The organism is Peptoniphilaceae bacterium AMB_02, from assembly GCA_036321625.1.
GTDB lineage: Bacteria > Bacillota > Clostridia > Tissierellales > Peptoniphilaceae > Microaceticoccus > Microaceticoccus formicicus.
Genome location: CP143259.1, coordinates 2,397,051 through 2,416,753, shown reverse-complemented (window position 1 = coordinate 2,416,753; position 19,703 = coordinate 2,397,051). Strand labels below are relative to the sequence as shown.

Below are 19,703 nucleotides of genomic sequence, written 5' to 3'. Positions count from 1 at the left end.
GTGTATAATATAAATGTTAACAATACTAAATCTGAAGAAGTGGTGAAGAGCATGTATAAAAAAACCGTTTATTAATAAAATAGACAAGTGTTTTTTTATGTATGCTCTTTTAATGTTTAACAAAAGAATAGGAGGCAATGATGAATTACAGGATTTTTGTCGCAAAAAAAGAAGGTTTTAGAATTGAGTCTGAGTCGCTATTAAGTGAACTTAAGACAATGCTTGGATTAGAAGGTCTTAAGGATTTGCTAATCTACAATACTTATGATGTATACGGCGCAGATGATGAAGACTTAGTGAAATTAAAGAACTATATAATAGCCGATGCAAAGACTGATAGTATAGTTGAAGAACCTATTGTAGATGGAGCTAGAGTAATTGCTTATGAGAGTCTTCCGGTTCAGTACGATCAGAGATCTGATGCTGTAGTGCAAAATCTTATGATCTTGGGCGGAAGCAGTGATGTTAAGGTTACAACAGGTAAATACATCGTGCTTAATGGAGATATTAATGATGAGCAATACAATAGTATTGCAAAATACTTAATAAATCCGGTTGAAAACAGAGCTAAAGACATGGAAACTCTTGAGTTTGAAGAGATGCCGGATGAAGATCCCGTAATTACCTTTGAAGGATTTATTGACAAAAATGAAGAAGAACTTGAAGCTTTCAGAGGCTCAATGGGTTTTGCCATGTCCAGAGAAGACCTCCTACATGTCCAAAAATATTTCAAGTCAGAGGACAGAAACCCAACCGATACTGAACTCTTAGTACTCGATACCTACTGGTCAGATCACTGTAGACATACTACTTTTGAAACAGAACTTACAAAAATTGATATAGAAGAAGGAATCTTCAAATCTCAAATTGAAGATGCATTTAACAGATATTTAAAACTTAGAGAAGATACAGGAAGAACTGAAAAAGAAATTACATTGATGGATATGGCAACCATCGTGGGAAGATACTTCAGAAAGACAGGAAGACTCGATGATCAAGAGGTCTCAGATGAGATAAATGCCTGCAGTATTGAAATTGAAGTAGACGAAGACGGTGTTAAAGTTCCTTGGCTATTAATGTTTAAGAATGAAACTCACAATCATCCGACAGAGATTGAGCCATTTGGTGGTGCTGCAACCTGTGTCGGAGGAGCAATCAGAGATCCACTTTCAGGTAGAGCCTATGTATATCAAGCGATGAGAGTTACAGGCGCTGCAGATATAACAGCTCCAATCAATGAAACCCTACCAAATAAACTACCTCAAGTCGTTATATCCAAAACCGCTTCTGACGGTTATTCAAACTATGCCGGACAAATCGGGCTTGCAGGAACTTATGTAAGAGAAGTTTACCATGACGGATTTGTAGCGAAGAGAATGGAACTTGGTGCAGTAGTGGGTGCGGCTCCTAAGGAAAATGTATTGAGAGAGAATCCTGAGCCTACTGATTTAATCCTTCTTATCGGAGGAGATACCGGAAGAGACGGAGTTGGTGGAGCGACAGGATCGAGTGTTGAGCATACTGATAGCTCACATAAAAAATCTTCAAGCGAAGTGCAAAAGGGGAATGCTCCTATTGAAAGGAGAATTCAACGACTGTTTAGAAATCCAAAGGTTTCAAAACTTATAAAAAAATCAAACGACTTTGGAGCAGGTGGAGTTTCAGTTGCAATTGGAGAGCTTGCAGACGGCTTGGATATTAATCTAAATGCCGTACCTGTAAAATATAGAGGCTTATCGGGAACAGAACTTGCTATCTCTGAATCCCAAGAGAGAATGGCAATCGTAATTGCAAGCGAAAACCTCGAAAAAATGGTTGAATTTGCCAAAGAAGAGAACTTAAATGCAGTTCTTGTAGCTGAAGTTACCGACACCAACAGACTTGTTATGAAGTACAATGGCGAGAAAATAGTAGACCTATGCAGAGACTTCTTAAACACAAATGGAGTTAGACAAACCCAAACAGTAGATATAAATACAAATGGTTATGGAGACAATCCTTTTGAAACAAAGGTTGAAGAATTAACTAAAGAAAGTTTATTAAATAATTTAAAACAATTAAATACAGCAATACAAAAAGGTATGATTGAGAAATTTGACTCCACAATTGGTAGGGGAACAGTACTGATGCCTTTTGGTGGGAAGTATCAACTTACCGAAAACGAAGTGTCTATTCAAAAACTTCCAACCCAAGGATTTACCAATACTGCATCTGCAATGGCAGTAGGATATAATCCGAATATTGCTGCATATTCACCATACTTGGGCGCAATCTACTCAGTAGTTGAAGCCCTTGCCAAATTGGTAAGTATCGGCGTTGATTACAAGGGTGCAAGACTTACAAACCAAGAGTACTTTGAAAGACTTGGTGAAGCTGGAGAGAAATGGGGCAAACCGGCTCAAGCATTGCTTGGATTATTAAAAGCACAACTTGAGATGGAAACTCCTTCTATTGGTGGAAAGGACAGTATGAGTGGTACATTTAACGATATCGACGTACCTCCAACCTTAATCACTTTTGCTATAAATACAGTGGATGTAAATAGTGTAATATCACCTGAATTTAAATCAGCAGGTAATTATATCTATCTGTTAAAGGCTGAAATGGACGAAAAACACGAACCTGATTTTGCAAAACTAAGAACGGGATTCGATGCACTTGTAAATGAGATAAATAATGGCAATGTAGTCAGTGCTTCTGTTGTTAAGCATGGCGGTATAGCTGAAGGTATAGCTAAGATGGCCTTTGGTAACAAGATAGGCGCTGAGATTGAAACCGATGAGAATCTATTTGTGATAATGCCTGGTAGCATATTAGTAGAATCAAGTGTAGAGCTTGATGCAGGTATATTTAAAAATATAGGAAAGACTACTGAATTAGAAGAAATTGTATTCAATGGAGTTGGCGTCAAGATAGATGAAGCGATAAAGGCATCTGTTGAACTATTTGAAGACATCTATCCAATAGTGGTAGAACAAGAACCTCAAGAGCTGGATACTCCGCTTTATACCCAAGAGAATCATATCAGTGCAAAATCAGCTATTGCAAAGCCTAAAGTTCTAGTTCCTATCGTACCCGGAACTAATTCAGAATACGATGTAATAAAAGCATTTGAAGCTGAAGGTGCTGAAGTTGAAACATTTATACTAAATACTTTAAATGAGGCAGAATACGACAAGGCTATAAAAGAGATGGCTAAAGCCATAGCATCAAGTCAAATCCTGGCACTTGTAGGAGGATTTTCGAACGGAGATGAACCGGACGGATGTGCAGTTCTTCTTACAAATGTATTGAGAAACGAGCATATTAAATGGGGTATTGGCGAACTCCTTGCCAATAACGGATTAATCCTTGGTATATCTAATGGATTCCAAGCTCTTGTAAAATCAGGACTCCTTCCATATGGAAGAGTTACAGAATCTGAGGATAACGGAGTCACTATCTTCAAGAACAATATCAATAGAAATGTTTCTAAGATAGTTAATACCAGAATAAGCTCCAATAAATCCCCTTGGATGAGCTCATTTGTACCTGGTGAAATCCATTCACTTCCATTCAGTCAGACTCAAGGCAAGGTGGTAATCGAGGAAGACTTAGCTCTTGAACTAATTAAGAATGGACAGATAGCCGCTCAATACGTAAATGAAGAGGGAATGCCGACACTTTGCGGTAGATATAATCCATCAGCTTCAATGTATGCGATAGAAGCCATGACAAATGAAGATGGTAGAATACTTGGAAAGATGGGACATTCCGAAAGATATGAAGACGGACTACTCAAAAATATTTCCGGAAATAAGGAACAAAATATATTTAGAAATGCAGTTGAGTATTTCAAAAAATAATAACTAAGCTGAAGGAGCTGTTGCAAAACAGCTTCTTTAACTAAAAAGGACCTAAGATAGTGATAGGTCCTTTTTAGTTAAGAGGGCATGTCTCAATGTCTAGGTGAATTTCCCTAAAGAGCAAAAGGATTAGGATGTAGTAACGCACTTAATAAATTATTATCTAATACAGGATAAGTTGCTCATAGTAATATTTAAGTTCTAAGATAAAACTCTTGGATTTATAATTACAATAATTAATTATATATTTTGACGATAGAGGTTTGATTATATTACAATTCTCATGATTTTTTTATTAACAAAGTTATATTATTAGCATCCCTGGATATGGGTATCTATTTAACTGAGGGAGAAATTTTCCCCAAATATGGTCAGGAGGTTTATTATGAAGAAAAGTATAATTAAATATTTTGTAATAAACATGGCTATATTTGCAGTGATTACGCTATGGGGGATATTTGCTATGGGCGATAAACTTAACTATACGATTTTAAGTTTATATATCATCATTCCATTAACTACAATGATTTGCAGTTTTTTAGCTTATGACGGAAATATTTTTAACATAATTGCATATATCGTACTAATCACGATAGCGGGATATTTGATACCGGGGATAGTATTTAATAGTTGGGGTGTATCCTTACTAAGGTTCACATATACTCTATTTCCTGCAATATCCGGTATGCTCACAAGACATATAGTAATTAAAAGCACTCACTAAGAGCTTGCGATCAATTATAAATAATTAATAAAATTGAAAGAGACGGGCATGAAGTGTGTTAAACTAGAGTTAATAGATATTGCTTGAAATGAATTCAATAAGGCAAATTAGATAGTAAATATGCATCATGCTTCAGATTAATAGCACTGTCCGAAAGCCTAGTCTGATTTCGAGGAAGTTGGATAATTCGTCTATGAGATGACTGCTAAGCCATATTAGATAATTTCAAAAAGTATATTGTGAGTTAAAACCTCCAAAACTAATTGGAGTTATAAAGGCTTAAGTGATTTAGGAGACTTATATGGGTTGTATTGGTAATTTTATATGGTTTGTGTTTGGGGGATTCTGGCAAGGAATATCATGGTTAGTTGTTGGAGCGCTATGGTGTTTAACCATTGTTGGAATTCCAATTGGGAAACAGTGTTTTAAGCTTGCTTCAGTGGCCTTCTTTCCATTTGGTAAGGAGATAGTTTACGATATGGGAGCTGTATCTGCTTTAGCAAATTTCTTTTGGATTATATTTGGCGGAATACCCCTGGCTTTAGCTGCAATTGCCAATGGAGTGATTCTTTGTATTACTATAATTGGGATTCCTTACGGTATGCAGTGTTTTAAGTTTGCGGGTTTAGCATTTATGCCATTTGGCGCAAGAATTGTAAATAAGAACAGGGGATAGATAATGGAAAGAGAAAAATTTACAGGTATAGAAAAGAAACAGTTGATTATATTTTTTGCCATTGCTTTTGGTTTTACCTATCTTATGGGATTTGCAATGGCCTATGCGGCTAAGCAAAACTTGCCGGTGGAGGTCTTTGTAAATGCTCAAATGATGTATCCGGCAGCCGGGGCCATCATAGCCATGTTAATTACTAAGCGGGATGATCCTAATCTTCCCAAGAAATTCTATTTAAGTGTGGTAATCTTTACGGCTTTAACTGTATTGTCGGTTCTCATTAGACTTTTCATAGAGTTCGATATCATAGTTGTGAGCAGTATTCTTATCTCAGCAGGTAGTTTTATTTCCATAATCTTGTATTTTGTAGAGAAAAGCCATCGCAGGTTTGCTTATTCATTAACCAGTATGAAGAAAAATAAAGGCTATATTTTTTTGCTTATATTTTTACTGCTGTATATTTCAAGAATTTTTTTACCGGTAATCCTTGGATTAGAGAGTATTGAAAACCTAATCCCAAACGAAAGTGGAATTATTTTTACAGTCTTTATACCTATTAATTTCTTTTTCGTAATGCTGCCTTTCTTCGGTGAAGAATATGGATGGAGAGGATTTTTACAACCGCTTCTACAAAAGCGTTACGGAAACTATCTGGGGATTTTTCTACTGGGATTTTTATGGGGCATATGGCATTTGCCGGTCAATATACTGTTTTACAGTCCGCAGACCTGGGGATACTCTGTACTAAATCAAATAATAGTATGCGTAACATACAGTGTTTTCTTCGGTTATGTGTATATGAAGACGAATAATATTTGGCTTCCAGTATGGATGCATTATTTAAACAATAATTTGATACTCCTATTTGCAGATCCTTCAGTGATTAAAGATCAGATTTTAAGTTTACAGACTGTGTTTTTTTCATTTGTATTACTCGGCGTACTTTATCTGCCGTTCATATTTGCGCCGACATTTAGAAAAGTTAAATTGGAACCAATACCTATTCAAATACCGGGAGATGATCCGGAGTATGAAAAAACAAGTGAAGATGATTCGGAAGAGAATCTATTTTCACAAGAAGACAATAGTTTAGAATAAATAGGAGGACATCATGTTATTTGACTTTACTAAACTGGATATCAAAAAACTTGAAAATTTATATGGTGGAGAAAAAGCTGTAGAAACCAAGGGATATATTGACGATGATATAAAAATCCTGATGGGAAGACTCGAACCCGGAGCATCAATAGGTGAGCACGAGCATAATCCCGGATTTGAAGTGCTTTATATAGTGGAAGGTTGTGGCAAGATACTAATTGAAGGGGAAAGAGTCCCAATTCATGCTGGAATGTGTCATTATTGCAAAACCGGATCAGGTCACAGCTTAATAAACGATAGTGATGAGGACTTAATATACTTTGCTGTCATAACCTTGAAATAGCGAATAAAGAATACTGCATAATTAGAAAAAAACTAATAACAAGCCCCAGGTAGCCTAATTGATTGGCATTCCGGGGGCTTTATGTATAATAAACCGAAGAAAAATGAAAACTTAGATTAAAGGTATACTATTTTACTGAAAAATTAAAAACTAAGGGATGAAATAACTTAAACTCAAATCCCTTAGTTTTTCTTTAATTATATTTAGCTGTTTGATATTACGCTTATAAAAACTCTTCCATAGGTAATATATGTGGAGTTCGATAAGTTAATACTTCTGCTCCATTTTCCGTCACAAGTATCATATCTTCTATATTAAACCCATTATAATCTCTAATATAGAAAGGCACTTCTATACACAGTATCATCCCAGGTTCTATTTGTCTTGTTTCATTAAGGGCAATATATGGTTTGTCGGCTGTTTGAGGTCCTAAGGAAATACTATGTCCCAAATGTCCTCTTGAATAATTGGGTATTTTTTTCTTCACTTTCGAAAAACCCAGCTCGAATAGTTCATTGAATTGCAGTCCCGGTTTTATTTTTTCTATCATATGACTTTGTGCATCTAAAAGGATTTTTTTTATCTCAACAAGCTTTTTATCTGGCCTTCCAACTAACCAACTACGCGAAAAATCAGTTTTATAAAATTTGAAATCTGCCTCACAACCGCCATCAAAACGAAGTGATTCTCCATCTTTAATCACATGATTGGAAGGCAATTTTAGCATGGAGGAATTTGGACCGGATCCAAGCATACTCCAACTACTGGGAGTAAATCCATTTTTCAAACAAGATGTTCTATATATTTTAATCAGATTCATTATCTCTGCGCCGACTTCCACATACTTTGACATTTCGTGGAGTGCTTTATCACAAGCTTCTGTCAATCGTCTATAAATCTCGATTTCATCGTTCATCTTGATTGAACGAGCAATCAGAAAATCATCAGAGACATCAATCCATCTAATATTTGGAAAGCGCTCAGTCAAGATATGCATATGAGATACTGGTAATGACTGCATCTCTAGACCTACTACTGAACTACTTAAATTGTACTCATTAATAAGGTCTTCTACTATGTCCATTGAAGTTCTAAATTTATTTATTTTGGGTTCGTCTTTTTTATTGACGAATTCATCATATGATTTAACTCCAACCCAAGTATCATAGGACAAGACCTCCACTTCGTCGGATTTGTTTTTAAATGTGGGGACTTCATAGTCCATAGTAATTAAGAAATCTCGATGATTTTCATCCGGAAACACAATTGCGTATGCAAATCCGGGCTGTCTTGAAACCGTCAATTGATGTGGAGTAAATCCTGTTATATAAAAAACATTTTCGGGTGAAGTTACCAGTATTGCATCTAAAGTTTTGGAAGATATAGATTCGATAAGGCGTTTCTTTCTAAGTTTATTAGATAACATATTTAATAAAGGCCCCCGGTCCTAGTGGTAAGCCTACCAGATACCATATTACCAGTAGAATTATCCAGCTGATTAAGAATACAAAAGAGTAAGGCAACATCGTTGATACTACTGAACCTATACCGGATTCTGAATCATACTTTTGGAAGTACGCAACAATCATAACGAAGAAAGGCATAAGCGGTGTAATGATATTTGTTGATGAGTCTCCAATTCTAAATGCCAACTGTGTCATTTCAGGTGTCAAACCGAGTTGCATAAACATAGGGACGAATATCGGTGCCATCATTGCCCATTTTGCCGTATCTACCGGTATGAATATATTGAGTACACAGGTTAACAGGACAAATATTACCAGTAGAGGCAATCCCAAAAGTCCTATATCTTTAAGTAGATTTGCTCCATTTACAGAAAGGATAGTTCCGAGATTTGATTTGTTGAAAAATGCGGTAAATTGAGCGGCAAAGAATATCAAGACCAGGAAACTCGAAATCCCTGCAATACCATTTGACATCAGTTTAGTAATATCCTTGCTATTTTTTATTTTACCGGATCCAAAACCGTAGGCAATACCTGGAATCATAAAGAATAACATCATGAAGAACACAATACCCGACATGAATGGTGAGGATAGTATTTTTCCGGTTTCAGGATTACGAAGGAGACCTGACTTAGGTACTATTAATACTGCCATTATGACAATATAAATCAATGCGGCAATTCCTGCAAATTTCATCCCCTTTTTCTCGGTTTGTGTGATTTCTACAGAGTGCTCTTCTTCAGTAAATTTATATTCGGGCAATCTTGGTTCAATAACTTTGTCTGTTATTAGGGTACCGATTAAGGTAATCATAAAGGTTGAAACTATCATGAAAAACCAGTTTCCCGTTGGTTGAACGATATAATTTGGGTTAAGCATCTGAGCTGCTTGGGTGGACATACCTGCATATAATGGATCATTAGACCCCAATAGTAGATTGGCCGTCCAACCACCGGATACCCCGGCATATGCCGCAGCAAGCCCTGCTATCGGATGCCTTCTTGAAGCCATAAAAATGACAGCTCCTAAGGGGACAAGCACAACATAACCTGTTGAACTTGCTATATTGGACATTATACCAAGAAATACTACCATGGCAGAGATAAGAGCAGGAGGAGTTTTTGAAACTGCCCTTCTAAGTAGAGCCGATAACATACCGGTTCCTTCGCAAATGCTGACTCCAAGTACTACTGTAAACACAGTACCAAGAGGGAAGAAACCTGAGAAGTTGCTTATTACTGAAGTTACCATATAATGAAAACCTTCAAGTGAAAGCAGATTATAAACATGTACTGTAATTGGTTCAATATTGCCGGTTTTATTATTGACACCATCATAGGTTACCGACATATTTGCTTGAGCTGCAAAATAAGATACTATCATAGTTATTAATGCTAGTATGATGAACAGTAATGCGGGATCTGGCAATGCATTCCCGGCTTTTTCAATTCCATTAAGAATCGAATTAGATCTACTTTTCTTTGGTTGTGATTTGTCATTTGACATTAAATAATTCCTCCTTTGAAAAGATAGTTACAATATTGTTTAACGATTAGACTTCGAACCGCTCCCCTTAAAATATATACCCTGTATATAATAAGAATAACGATGAATAATACTATTCAAATGCGATAATATAGAGGTTTAATCGTGTTTTTATGATATAGCTTAGGTATTTAATACCTGTGAATTAAAATATCATGATTGAAGTTAGATACATACTCTTACAATAACTCTTTAAAAACGACCCCGTGAATTGTGTAGAGAGTCTACATATTTAGCGGTTTTTGTTACAAACTTGTAGCGTAATAGATGGCTGTTTTATGGTATTATCTATCTATAAAATGTGAGAGGTAAGAGATGAAATTCAATACTTATGGGCTTAATTCAGTACAGGTCGCATCCAGAATAAAAGATGGAAAATTTAATAAGATTATCAATACGAATACAAAATCCGTTTCAAATATAATCAAAGACAATCTATTTACATTTTTTAATTTATTAAATCTAGTATTGGCATTATTAATCGTAGCCGCTTCTATAAATAGACCACATTTGCTTGTAAATTTAACTTTTATTACAGTAATTTTCATAAATACCATAATTGGAATCATACAAGAGATTCAAGCAAAAAAGACGGTAGATCAGTTGACGATAATAACACAGCCGAAAGTTGAAGTTATAAGGGAAGGCATAAACGAGGTAATAGATTACGATAAAATTGTATTAGATGATGTAATTGTACTGAAATCCGGGGATCAGGTTCCTGTAGATTGTAAGCTTATAGAATGCTTGGGTCTTGAAGTAGATGAATCAATGCTCACCGGAGAATCAGACAGCATAAGAAAAGAAGTAGGAGATGAGCTCTGGTCGGGAAGTATAATTATAGCAGGTAGCTGCTATGCGGTAGCCACAGCTGTGGGGACAGAGACTTTTAGCGGAAAATTATCCAGTGAAGCAAAGAAGATAAAAAGGGACAATTCCAAACTTAAAAAATCCCTTAATATAATGCTGAAATTACTAAGTTTTATAATCGTTCCGGCGGGTATCTTACTATTTGCGGGCAACTTTTTTTATGGCGGAAATAAAGATATTGCCCTTAGCACTGTAAAAACAGTTTCTATTATCATTGGAATGATTCCGGAAGGTTTAATACTGCTTACATCAGTTTCAATGGCAGCCGGTGTCATAGTTATGGGTAAGCATAATTCACTGATTCAAAGACTTTCAAGCATTGAAACTCTTGCAAGGACAGATGTACTTTGCCTTGATAAAACCGGAACCATTACAACCGGTAAGATAAAGTTCCAAGATTTAATATTGGTGGATGAGAATCAGTCATTTAATTTTTATAAAGATAATGATAATAAGAAATCTAATAAAATGACTACTAAGGCTCTTAGTGCTTTGATAGCTGCACTACCCGCTGCTAATGAAACTCAAAAAGCTATTGCCGGGGAGTTTGTAGATAAGCCCAATTGGGAAATAAATGAAGTCATACCATTTTCTTCAGAAAGAAAACATTCAAAAGTAGATTTTAAGGAGCATGGGACTTGGATACTTGGTGCTCCGGAGTTTGTAAATTGTAAGATAAGTAGTTCTGTTAATGATAAAATTGAGACTCTATTAGAAGAGGGCTACAGAATTTTGGTACTTGCAGAGTCTGATACTCTCGAAGATGAGGTATCTGAACTAAGAGGAATCATCGTAATGTCAGATGAAATCAGAGAAGATGTAAATGAGACTTTTGCATATTTTGAAAAACAAGATGTATCGATTAAGATAATCTCAGGCGATAATCCGAAATCTGTATATGCGATAGCTAAAAGAGCAGACATAATAGGCTTAAACGGCTATATAAATATGAAATATGTCAGAGATGAAGACATTGCTCATATTGTTAAGAATAATTCGGTATTTGGAAGAGTAAGTCCATTCCAGAAGAAGGCGCTTATAAAAGCATTACAAGCTGAGGGACATATAGTAGCGATGACGGGAGATGGAGTCAATGATGTACCTGCACTGAAACAAGCTGATTGTAGCATAGCGATGGCAAGTGGAAGCGATGCATCTAAGAATGTAGCGGATATCATACTTATGAAAAACAATATCGCTTCATTAGTGCATGCTGTATATGAAGGTAGAAGAATCATAAATAATATACAGAAAGTTGCTTCACTTTTTTTAGTAAAGACTACGTATTCATCTATACTGGCTATATTCTTTGTGTTTTGGGCAAAGGGATATCCGGTGATGCCAATACAAATGACATTTATTAATGCGCTTACAATTGGCATACCTTCATTCTTTTTGGCACTAAGACCTAATAAGGATAGAGTTACAGGTTCATTTATGGATAATTATGTAAGAACTTCAGTTCCGATAGGTATAATTACAGCAGCAGTTATGATAGCATTACAATTCACAGCAAGCGCACTCGGAATAAATGGTGCAGCACTATCTACTATGTCCACCATAGTACTATCAGCAGCAGGGGTTCTAGCACTATTCCTAAACTGCAGACCTTTTACAAAAACAAAGATAGCTCTGTTTGTAGCCTGCACAATTGCCCTTATTGCTACGATGATATTATTTGGAGAAATTGTATTTATAGATCCACTAAATCAATTACAATTAATCATCTCGGCAATTACGGTTATCAGTATATTTGGGCTGTATAAATTAACGCATTCAATGATTTCAAACTCGGTTAATAAATACTCCGGTACAATAAAGAAATTAATACCCATTAAAAACATTTAGCCTCGTCTTTGACGAGGCTTTAGAATGTATATAAACTCTGTTTGGATAGAGATTATCTATTTTATGGGAAGTTGAATAATGCCATATTTGTTTTTAATACCAATTAAATCATATACATTTTCAAACGGAGGTAATGTAGCTAAATCAACTACAGTCTAGGTAATTCTCTCCCTCCGAGTCGCTTAGGCGACCTACCTCACAGTTTTAGATGCGAGAAATTAGAGGTTTGAGGTTAGAATTACGATGTAGCGACGTGAAGATGTCACTTTATGTTTTCTAGGCTCCATCTTTTGGCAGTCGAATTCTAGCCAATCACGGTATTCTTGGTGCTTTTCGGCTCCATCTGACGAGGGAGCTGTCAACTTGGTTGACTGAGGGAGAGACATATTACAAAGGAATTTGAAGAATTCTACTGCTATATATTAAACTTCTCACGGACTGCTTCCAAACTCACAACCATCCCCACACTTCCATGTTTGCGTATTCATAATTAAGATATAGAAGAGATTTAATGAAAAAAGCGTAGAATGATAGCCATGAAAATAGAACAAAGGTAATGATTGCCTTGGGTTTTTCTCTCCCTCCGAGTCGCTTAGGCGACCCACCTCCCTCGTCAGAGGGAGGCTCTCAAAAAAATAAAACTAAACCTTATCTACTTCACAACTTACTGGGTTAGAGACTAATTTACACTTAAATCTTTTCCGGCTCCATCTGACGAGGGAGCTGTCAGCCCCGCTGACTGAGGGAGAGATATAAATAAATGAATTCGAAGAATTTTACTGCTATATTTCAGACTTATCTCTAATCTCTCACGACTATCCAACTCCTCCGGTGAGCTGTCAACTATGCTGACTGAGGGAGAGACACAAAAAAAGGAATTCGAAGAATTCTACTGCTATATTTAAAACTCACGACTAATCCCACACGACTATCCAACTCCTCGGCAAGAAGCTTGATATAAATTATTAAAACTAATACTATAAAAGCCCAATCCTTTATTTGGATAATGGGCTTTTATTCGAACATTATTAATTTCAAACTCTAATAATCCTTTAGCACTCCAGATTTCGAAACTTCGGGAACTGTACAGCTGGATGCATTGAAACAGCATGGTCTTTTGTCTCCAGCTTTCATTTTTGAACTGGCGACCTCTATACGTTTTGCGCGAGTATCGGGATTGCTTGTAGAGCGTATCCATCTAAGCCATTCCCATTTTGCCTTTGTCGTTATGCTATTCCAAAACTCTATTAATCCTTCAGATTCAAGACCAGTTAAAATATCTTCGGGCATGTCAGGTTCAGGCCATTCTTTAATGGGTTCCAAATCTATTTCTAAATTTTCTAGGCTCTCTAAATCCAAGTCTTTTATAAAATTCTCATCCAGTTCAAACCAATGGCTTCCTTTTCCATCAGGCTCGATAGGCAGTATGGCAGAGATGTCAGCGATTGTTACTTTAGCCATCACCAATCCTCTAGATGGAAGTGACTGACTATACTCAACGGGAATATGAATGATTTTTTTGGAAGCAATTTCAATTAAATCTGTTTTAAATTTCATATTAATACCTACTACTTTCTTTTGTATTAACCTTTCTTTATTAATATACCCGAAATGAATTCGGATTATCAGTAAACGTTAGATTATGATAGCTATTTAATGAGCTTAAATGAAACAATAACAAAAAAATGGGTATCTATAACTATATGGTTTTATTCAATAGGAATATGTCTAAATGTCTGAAACAAAACTTTTTATGAAAAAATAATGAAATCGGAGTTGTATAAAATGAAAAATGAAAAGGTATATAAAATGGCATTTGCCAAGGTCTATCCATTATTGGTAAACAAAGTCGAGAAAAAGAGTCGTACTAAAGATGAATTGAATCAAGTGATATATTGGCTAACAGGTTACGATGAGGAAGGACTTAAAGCTCAATTAGAAAGAGAAGTTGACTATCGTACTTTTTTTGAAGAAGCTCCAAAGCTTAATCCCAATGCAGATATGATTAAAGGGGTAGTTTGTGGGGTTAGAGTTGAAGAAATAGAAGAACCATTGATGCAAAAAATACGATGGTTGGATAAACTTGTGGATGAATTGGCAAAAGGTAAGAGTATGGAGAAGATATTAAGGGAATAAGAATTTAAAAAATTAAAGTAAAAGGTAGTAGTGATTAATACAAATGTATAACTGCCTGAACTATAGAAGTGATTATCATTTCTCATCTTGATTAGGTGATAATAAACTTAAGTCATTCAAAATTTGGCAAAATGATTAAAAATCAAAATGGAGAGAATTATGAGAGAAAATTGGAATTATTACAAGAAAAGACTAAGTTATATAATGTTTTTGGTGGCACTTGCCCTTGGTGTGCATGGACTATATTCATACTATAGTCCCATTATTACACAACCATGGCGTTTGGTATCAGCAATGCTATATGGAACTATGAAACTGTTTTTATTTGCACCGCCGATACCTGCGCAAGCGGAGTCTACAATCTCATATCAAATTGCCATGTGGCTTGCACCACTACTTACATCTGCTCTAGTGCTCACTAAAATAACAAATCTCCTGCTTCCACTTCAGAAACAGGATGAGGAATAGATTCAGCAAAAGACATCTGGTAATCTTTGAAAAATCGGATCAAATTGATTCGCTGATAAATAATCTATTAAACGACATAAATCGATATGATATCTCGCTCATATTGAAAGATCCAATAACTCAAGAATGGAAAAAACAGTATGAGAAAAAGAAAGTCGCAGTTTATGTATTCGATATAGAAAAAGCGAATAAAAAAGACATTAGTTCGTTATTTAGGAATCTAAACTTAAATCGAGCCAGTCATATTATTTTTGGAGCAGAGTCTGATCTTGAAAACTATTCAAATTTTCAAAATACAGTAAAATATCTAAAACCAGAAGTGGAGACCAATGTTTATATAAACTGCTTATCAGGCTCAATACCTGAGTATATAGAGAAATATTTATCAAGTGCGAAAGTTAAAGAACCGGGATTATCGAAATTGGACATCATCTCTTATAATCTACTAGAGCTTACGACTAGAAAGCTTTTGAGCGATTTAAACAACCCGGAGGGATTACTTAAGTTCAATTTTAAAAGGCTTCGAGAACTATCTAAAACGGAAACAGAGTACACGGTTAATAAGATTGATGAAGAAATAGGAAGAGTTCATTTTCTAATTTTGGGAGCAAATGAGCTCATTGCACCATTATTAAAATTTGCTGCAAATAATACAACTATTTCGCTTTCCCAAAAAACTAAATTTACCATTATGGATGAAGATGCTGAAAAGTTTATAGAAAAATACATTTTTGATAATGAGGAGATTCTGGGTGCATTGGAGATAGAAGCAGTATCTGTTAATTTAAAATCCAAAATGTTATCAAGAAAACTATCCGAAATGACAGATAATAGACCTACAGCAATCTTCTTTATGAATGAAAATACTATTCTAAACCTTGAAACACTCGCGGTTGTGGATAGATATTTTTACCATGAACCCAAAGCACTTAGAAATACCTCGGGGATTGACCTTGAATCACTGCTTCCAAGTGGACATGAGGAGTTAAGGGTATTTGGAAGTATAGAAGAAATCATGAACGAATCGGTTATGTTAAGATCTAATTTGGATGTCAAAGCTAAAAGGTTTAATAATTCTTATAATGATATCTCAGATTCCTTGGGGCTTGGGAGGGGAAGCGTCTGGTATGAATTATCTCAAACGAAAAAAGATTCGTCCAGAGCCTCAGCAGATCATGCCGCCATTAAAGAGGCAATTATTAGAAATCTCTATCCCGGTAAAACAGATGCTGAGCTTTCTGATATAATTACCGGAAAGTTAAAAGAATTTAAAAAGATAGAGGAAAAATACGGGCAAGATAAGGAAGGTTTTAAACTTGCATTTAGTGAGTTTCTAACGGAAAACCCGATACTTGACTACATGTCGAGACTGGAACATAAGAGATGGAATAATTCTTACTATGCTATGAATTTTAGATATGGAAATAAAAGAGACGAGGCAGAAAAAACTCACCCATGCCTTATTGACGATTGGGAAGTAATAATGAATGAAAGCTTCGAGAATTGTCAGCCTGTATACGATTTAATGGCGACATTTGCTCTATTTAAAGAGGAATAAGATATGGAAAAGAACGTAAATACTGTAAACGACATGGATAATATGGAGCGTGCTGCAAAAGAGTTTAAAGAAGACAAATATAAATTTGAAGCCTTTATATCCTATAGGCATTTAGAACCGGACGCCACCATTGCACAGGAAATCCACAAGATGATAGAGACCTTTAAGGTTCCAAAGGAATTTTACAACCAGGGACAAAGGCCTAGTTTCAGAGTTTTTAGAGACAGAGAGGAACTTACAGCCAAGGATTTAAGTGATTCTATTGAGGATGCATTGAAGAACAGTAAGTTTTTGATAGTGATATGTTCAAAGAGAACTAAATTATCTGAATGGTGTATAAAGGAAATTGAAACTTTTAGAAAACTCCATGGAGACGACAGGATTATTCCGGTATTAATAGAAGGAGAACCTCATGAGTCTTTTCCTCAACCTTTAAAAGAACTTAAAAGAGGAGGATCAGAGAAAGGAGAAACTCAAGATGTCTTAGCTGTAGATTTAAGACCTGAAGAGGTAAAAGCTCTTGATTTTATCGGATATGAAAAGTTGGAAACCGAGAATACTCAAAAACATGAAATACTGAAAAAAGAATCTACAAAACTCCTTAAAACTGAGAAATATAGGTTGATGGCGACTATATTAGGTTGCTCCTACGGGGACCTTAAACAGAGAGACAAGGAAAGAAGAAATAAACTCATTATGTCAGTGTCTTCTATTGTTGCGGTTGCACTATTGATTTTCGGAGTGTTTATGACAAATGCATACCAAAATGCAGAGAAGGCTAGACGTGAAGCTGTTCAGTCGAATGCTTCCATCTTATTAAAGAATTCTCGTGAGATGATAAAAGACGGAGACAGTATAAAAGCAATACTGGTCGCTCAAGAAGCCATGAAACCTATCGATATTGGAATGGAAAGGTACCAAGCGCTAAACTCCGAAGCTCAGGGTATATTCAATGATGCCATCTATCATAATGGAGCTTCAATGCTAACTACGATTCCCACTAAAAACAAAATGACCTACTTTTCACTCAGTACTGATGCAAATGCTTTGGCTTTTGGATATGGAAATAATTCTACAGCTATTTACAATCCCAACAATGGTGAGCTGGTTAAACTGCTTGAAGGACATAATGAACAAGTCAAAATAGTAGATTTCTCCAGCGATAATAAAATGCTGGCATCATCTTCCTTTGGGGATAGTATAATCGTCTATGACCCGGAAGAGTGGGTAGAGATAAGTAGAATCACTAAAAGCGGAATTCCGATGCTAACTCGATTCTCTAAGGATTCTAAAAAACTATTCACAGCAAACCTGACTTCAGCAGGAATGGAATTTAGCGTATACAATACTGAAACATGGGAAACTGAGGATTCTTATCTAGCTGAAAGCACAATTAAATATGCTGAATTTAGCGAAGACGGGAAAGAAATTTTAATGGTGAATGGCAATGAATCCGATGTTAAACTGGGCATATATGATATCAAAACGACTGCACTACTACGTAAGTATGATGCCCCTGAGTTTGAATCAAACCTGGAAGAAGTGGAAGAATTAAAACTTCTCAAAGATATTAACTGGGCGAAATATTCTCTGGATGGAAAAAGTATATTAGCGGTAGCTTCGGGTGAAATGTTGAAATACAATATGGACGACGGCAAACTTATTTTTAATGAACACAAAAATATAGATATAAACGCAGCACCGATAGAGACTAAAAACGGAGACAAAATAGTAGTTAAAACTGCCAATAGAATAGACATACTGAGCGGTGAAACGGGAGCAATACTGGATGAGATATACTTTGAAGGAATAAAAATAGTCAGTTTTGCTTTTCACGAAGACACAAATACAGTAGTTGTCGTAGGAGAAAATGGGAAAATAGGAATATGGAAAGACGGTGCGATTGTTGAAAAAAATCTGGACTATGGGAGAGGAGTCCCAATGGAGCTGAAGTTCACAAAGGACGGAAGCAAACTCATAACCAGTGCACATGATAATCAAATTATCAAGATTATCGACATCAATCCTAAATTAATTGAAGAACCTATACCTGCTCAACTTATTGCCGTATCAAACGACTCAACTAAAGTACTATATTTTGATGGAGAAAGTTTTTCAATTTGGAACGGCAAGGGAAGTGAACTAAAAAAGATAGATTTAGACCCAGCTACTATTACGAGATACATCCCTGAAGTCAGAAGTTACAATATCACCAATGATGGAAGATATACTGCCAGATTGATAACCGAAATAAATGATGAAAGAAAGGAAAGTAAGAGATTCGTTGAAATATACGATACTGTGGATGGAACCAAAAATAACTTGGAAGTACAAGATTTTAATGTCGGATTAACACTTACTAAGGATTCTAAGAGCTTAATTCTTATAGATGATATAAATGGTCTAAGAGTATTTGACAATAAAACAGGAGAGATTATACTTGAGCATAAGAATATATTATCTAATACCTATAGAGTATTACTAAGTGAAGACGGAAAGTCCATTGCAATCAATAGATTTTCGGGAATCAGTGAAATCTATGATTTGGAGAGCGGTGAAATAATTGACAAAATTCCGGGGGAAATACTGTATCTAAATGGAGAGGATTCAAATCGTGTAGCAAATGGAATCTATAATAACACAGGATTTAGATGGAAGGCAGGAAAACTGGATGAATTCGAATTAGATCCGTATTGTTCGGAAACGCCTATAACTTTCGGAGACAGAAATATTTATAATAATAAAACTGAAAGACTTCTAATGATTAGAAACAATGAATTCGATAGAGTTATTTATCTGGTGGATTTCAAAACCGGAAATCTAATGATGAGTTTTAAATCTTCATTGACAGATTATAGAATTAACGGATATTTAAGTCCGGATGGAAACACCATTGCCCTGGACCAATATTATCACATTGCTTACGATAAGGAAGACTATACTAAAAATAAGAGTTATCAAGCAACGGCCATATACGAAATTTTGGGCGAGGAAGAAACTAAAAAAGAGATTGAAAAAATCAGTGACGGAAGAGAACTAACTCAAGAAGAGAAGGTTCAAATCGGTATTAAATCGGATTAAATCTTTTCTAAACCAGCAAGTATATATTAAGAAAGAGGCAAGGAAATC

The 19,703-nt window shown here is 35.6% G+C and carries 13 protein-coding genes; 10 read left to right on the top strand and 3 right to left on the bottom strand.

Annotated features, from left to right (window positions below; all coding sequences use genetic code 11):
- Positions 1 to 140: 140 nt before the first annotated feature.
- The 5 genes from VZL98_11445 to VZL98_11425 all read left to right on the top strand — a co-directional run bounded on the left by VZL98_11445 (position 141) and on the right by VZL98_11425 (position 6,683).
- Complete coding sequence (locus VZL98_11445) at positions 141 to 3,845, top strand: phosphoribosylformylglycinamidine synthase (GenBank protein WVH63289.1); 3,705 nt, start codon at positions 141 to 143, stop codon at positions 3,843 to 3,845.
- 385 nt (positions 3,846 to 4,230) lie between these two features.
- Positions 4,231 to 4,569: a hypothetical protein gene (locus tag VZL98_11440; protein WVH63288.1), complete on the top strand. Its 339-nt coding sequence runs from the start codon at positions 4,231 to 4,233 to the stop codon at positions 4,567 to 4,569.
- A gap of 301 nt (positions 4,570 to 4,870) precedes the next feature.
- Positions 4,871 to 5,245 carry a YccF domain-containing protein gene (locus tag VZL98_11435; protein WVH63287.1) on the top strand — a complete coding sequence of 125 codons (375 nt, stop codon included), beginning with the start codon at positions 4,871 to 4,873 and terminating at the stop codon, positions 5,243 to 5,245.
- A 3-nt stretch (positions 5,246 to 5,248) separates the two neighbouring features.
- The gene (locus tag VZL98_11430) at positions 5,249 to 6,340 is read left to right on the top strand and encodes a type II CAAX endopeptidase family protein (GenBank protein WVH63286.1); all 1,092 of its coding nucleotides are present in this window, start codon (positions 5,249 to 5,251) and stop codon (positions 6,338 to 6,340) included.
- A 13-nt stretch (positions 6,341 to 6,353) separates the two neighbouring features.
- Positions 6,354 to 6,683 (top strand): cupin domain-containing protein, encoded by a 330-nt coding sequence (locus VZL98_11425; protein WVH63285.1) that lies wholly within the window; start codon positions 6,354 to 6,356, stop codon positions 6,681 to 6,683.
- Between the two features lie 223 nt (positions 6,684 to 6,906).
- Here the strand turns inward: VZL98_11425 and VZL98_11420 are convergent, their stop codons facing one another.
- Together VZL98_11420 and VZL98_11415 are read right to left on the bottom strand one after the other, a co-directional pair.
- The gene (locus VZL98_11420) at positions 6,907 to 8,109 is read right to left on the bottom strand and encodes a Xaa-Pro peptidase family protein (protein WVH63284.1); all 1,203 of its coding nucleotides are present in this window, start codon (positions 8,107 to 8,109) and stop codon (positions 6,907 to 6,909) included.
- The gene (locus VZL98_11415) at positions 8,099 to 9,655 is read right to left on the bottom strand and encodes an AbgT family transporter (GenBank protein WVH63283.1); all 1,557 of its coding nucleotides are present in this window, start codon (positions 9,653 to 9,655) and stop codon (positions 8,099 to 8,101) included. The genes VZL98_11420 and VZL98_11415 overlap by 11 nt, the downstream gene beginning before the upstream one ends.
- Positions 9,656 to 10,009: 354 nt before the next feature.
- Between VZL98_11415 and VZL98_11410 the strand changes: the two genes are divergently transcribed.
- Positions 10,010 to 12,412, top strand: a complete 2,403-nt coding sequence (locus tag VZL98_11410) for an HAD-IC family P-type ATPase (GenBank protein WVH63282.1) — start codon at positions 10,010 to 10,012, stop codon at positions 12,410 to 12,412.
- Positions 12,413 to 13,453: 1,041 nt separating this feature from the next.
- Here the strand turns inward: VZL98_11410 and VZL98_11405 are convergent.
- Positions 13,454 to 13,969: a YdeI/OmpD-associated family protein gene (locus VZL98_11405; protein ID WVH63281.1), complete on the bottom strand. Its 516-nt coding sequence runs from the start codon at positions 13,967 to 13,969 to the stop codon at positions 13,454 to 13,456.
- Between the two features lie 228 nt (positions 13,970 to 14,197).
- Between VZL98_11405 and VZL98_11400 the strand changes: the two genes are divergently transcribed.
- The 4 genes from VZL98_11400 (at position 14,198) to VZL98_11385 (ending at position 19,655) form a co-directional block, all read left to right on the top strand.
- Positions 14,198 to 14,548: a DUF2200 domain-containing protein gene (locus VZL98_11400; protein WVH63280.1), complete on the top strand. Its 351-nt coding sequence runs from the start codon at positions 14,198 to 14,200 to the stop codon at positions 14,546 to 14,548.
- 159 nt (positions 14,549 to 14,707) lie between these two features.
- Positions 14,708 to 15,016, top strand: a complete 309-nt coding sequence (locus VZL98_11395; GenBank protein ID WVH63279.1) for a hypothetical protein — start codon at positions 14,708 to 14,710, stop codon at positions 15,014 to 15,016.
- The gene (locus tag VZL98_11390) at positions 15,006 to 16,574 is read left to right on the top strand and encodes a hypothetical protein (GenBank protein ID WVH63278.1); all 1,569 of its coding nucleotides are present in this window, start codon (positions 15,006 to 15,008) and stop codon (positions 16,572 to 16,574) included. Before VZL98_11395 ends, VZL98_11390 begins: the two co-directional genes overlap by 11 nt.
- A gap of 3 nt (positions 16,575 to 16,577) precedes the next feature.
- Positions 16,578 to 19,655, top strand: a complete 3,078-nt coding sequence (locus VZL98_11385) for a toll/interleukin-1 receptor domain-containing protein (protein ID WVH63277.1) — start codon at positions 16,578 to 16,580, stop codon at positions 19,653 to 19,655.
- Positions 19,656 to 19,703 lie beyond the last annotated feature (48 nt).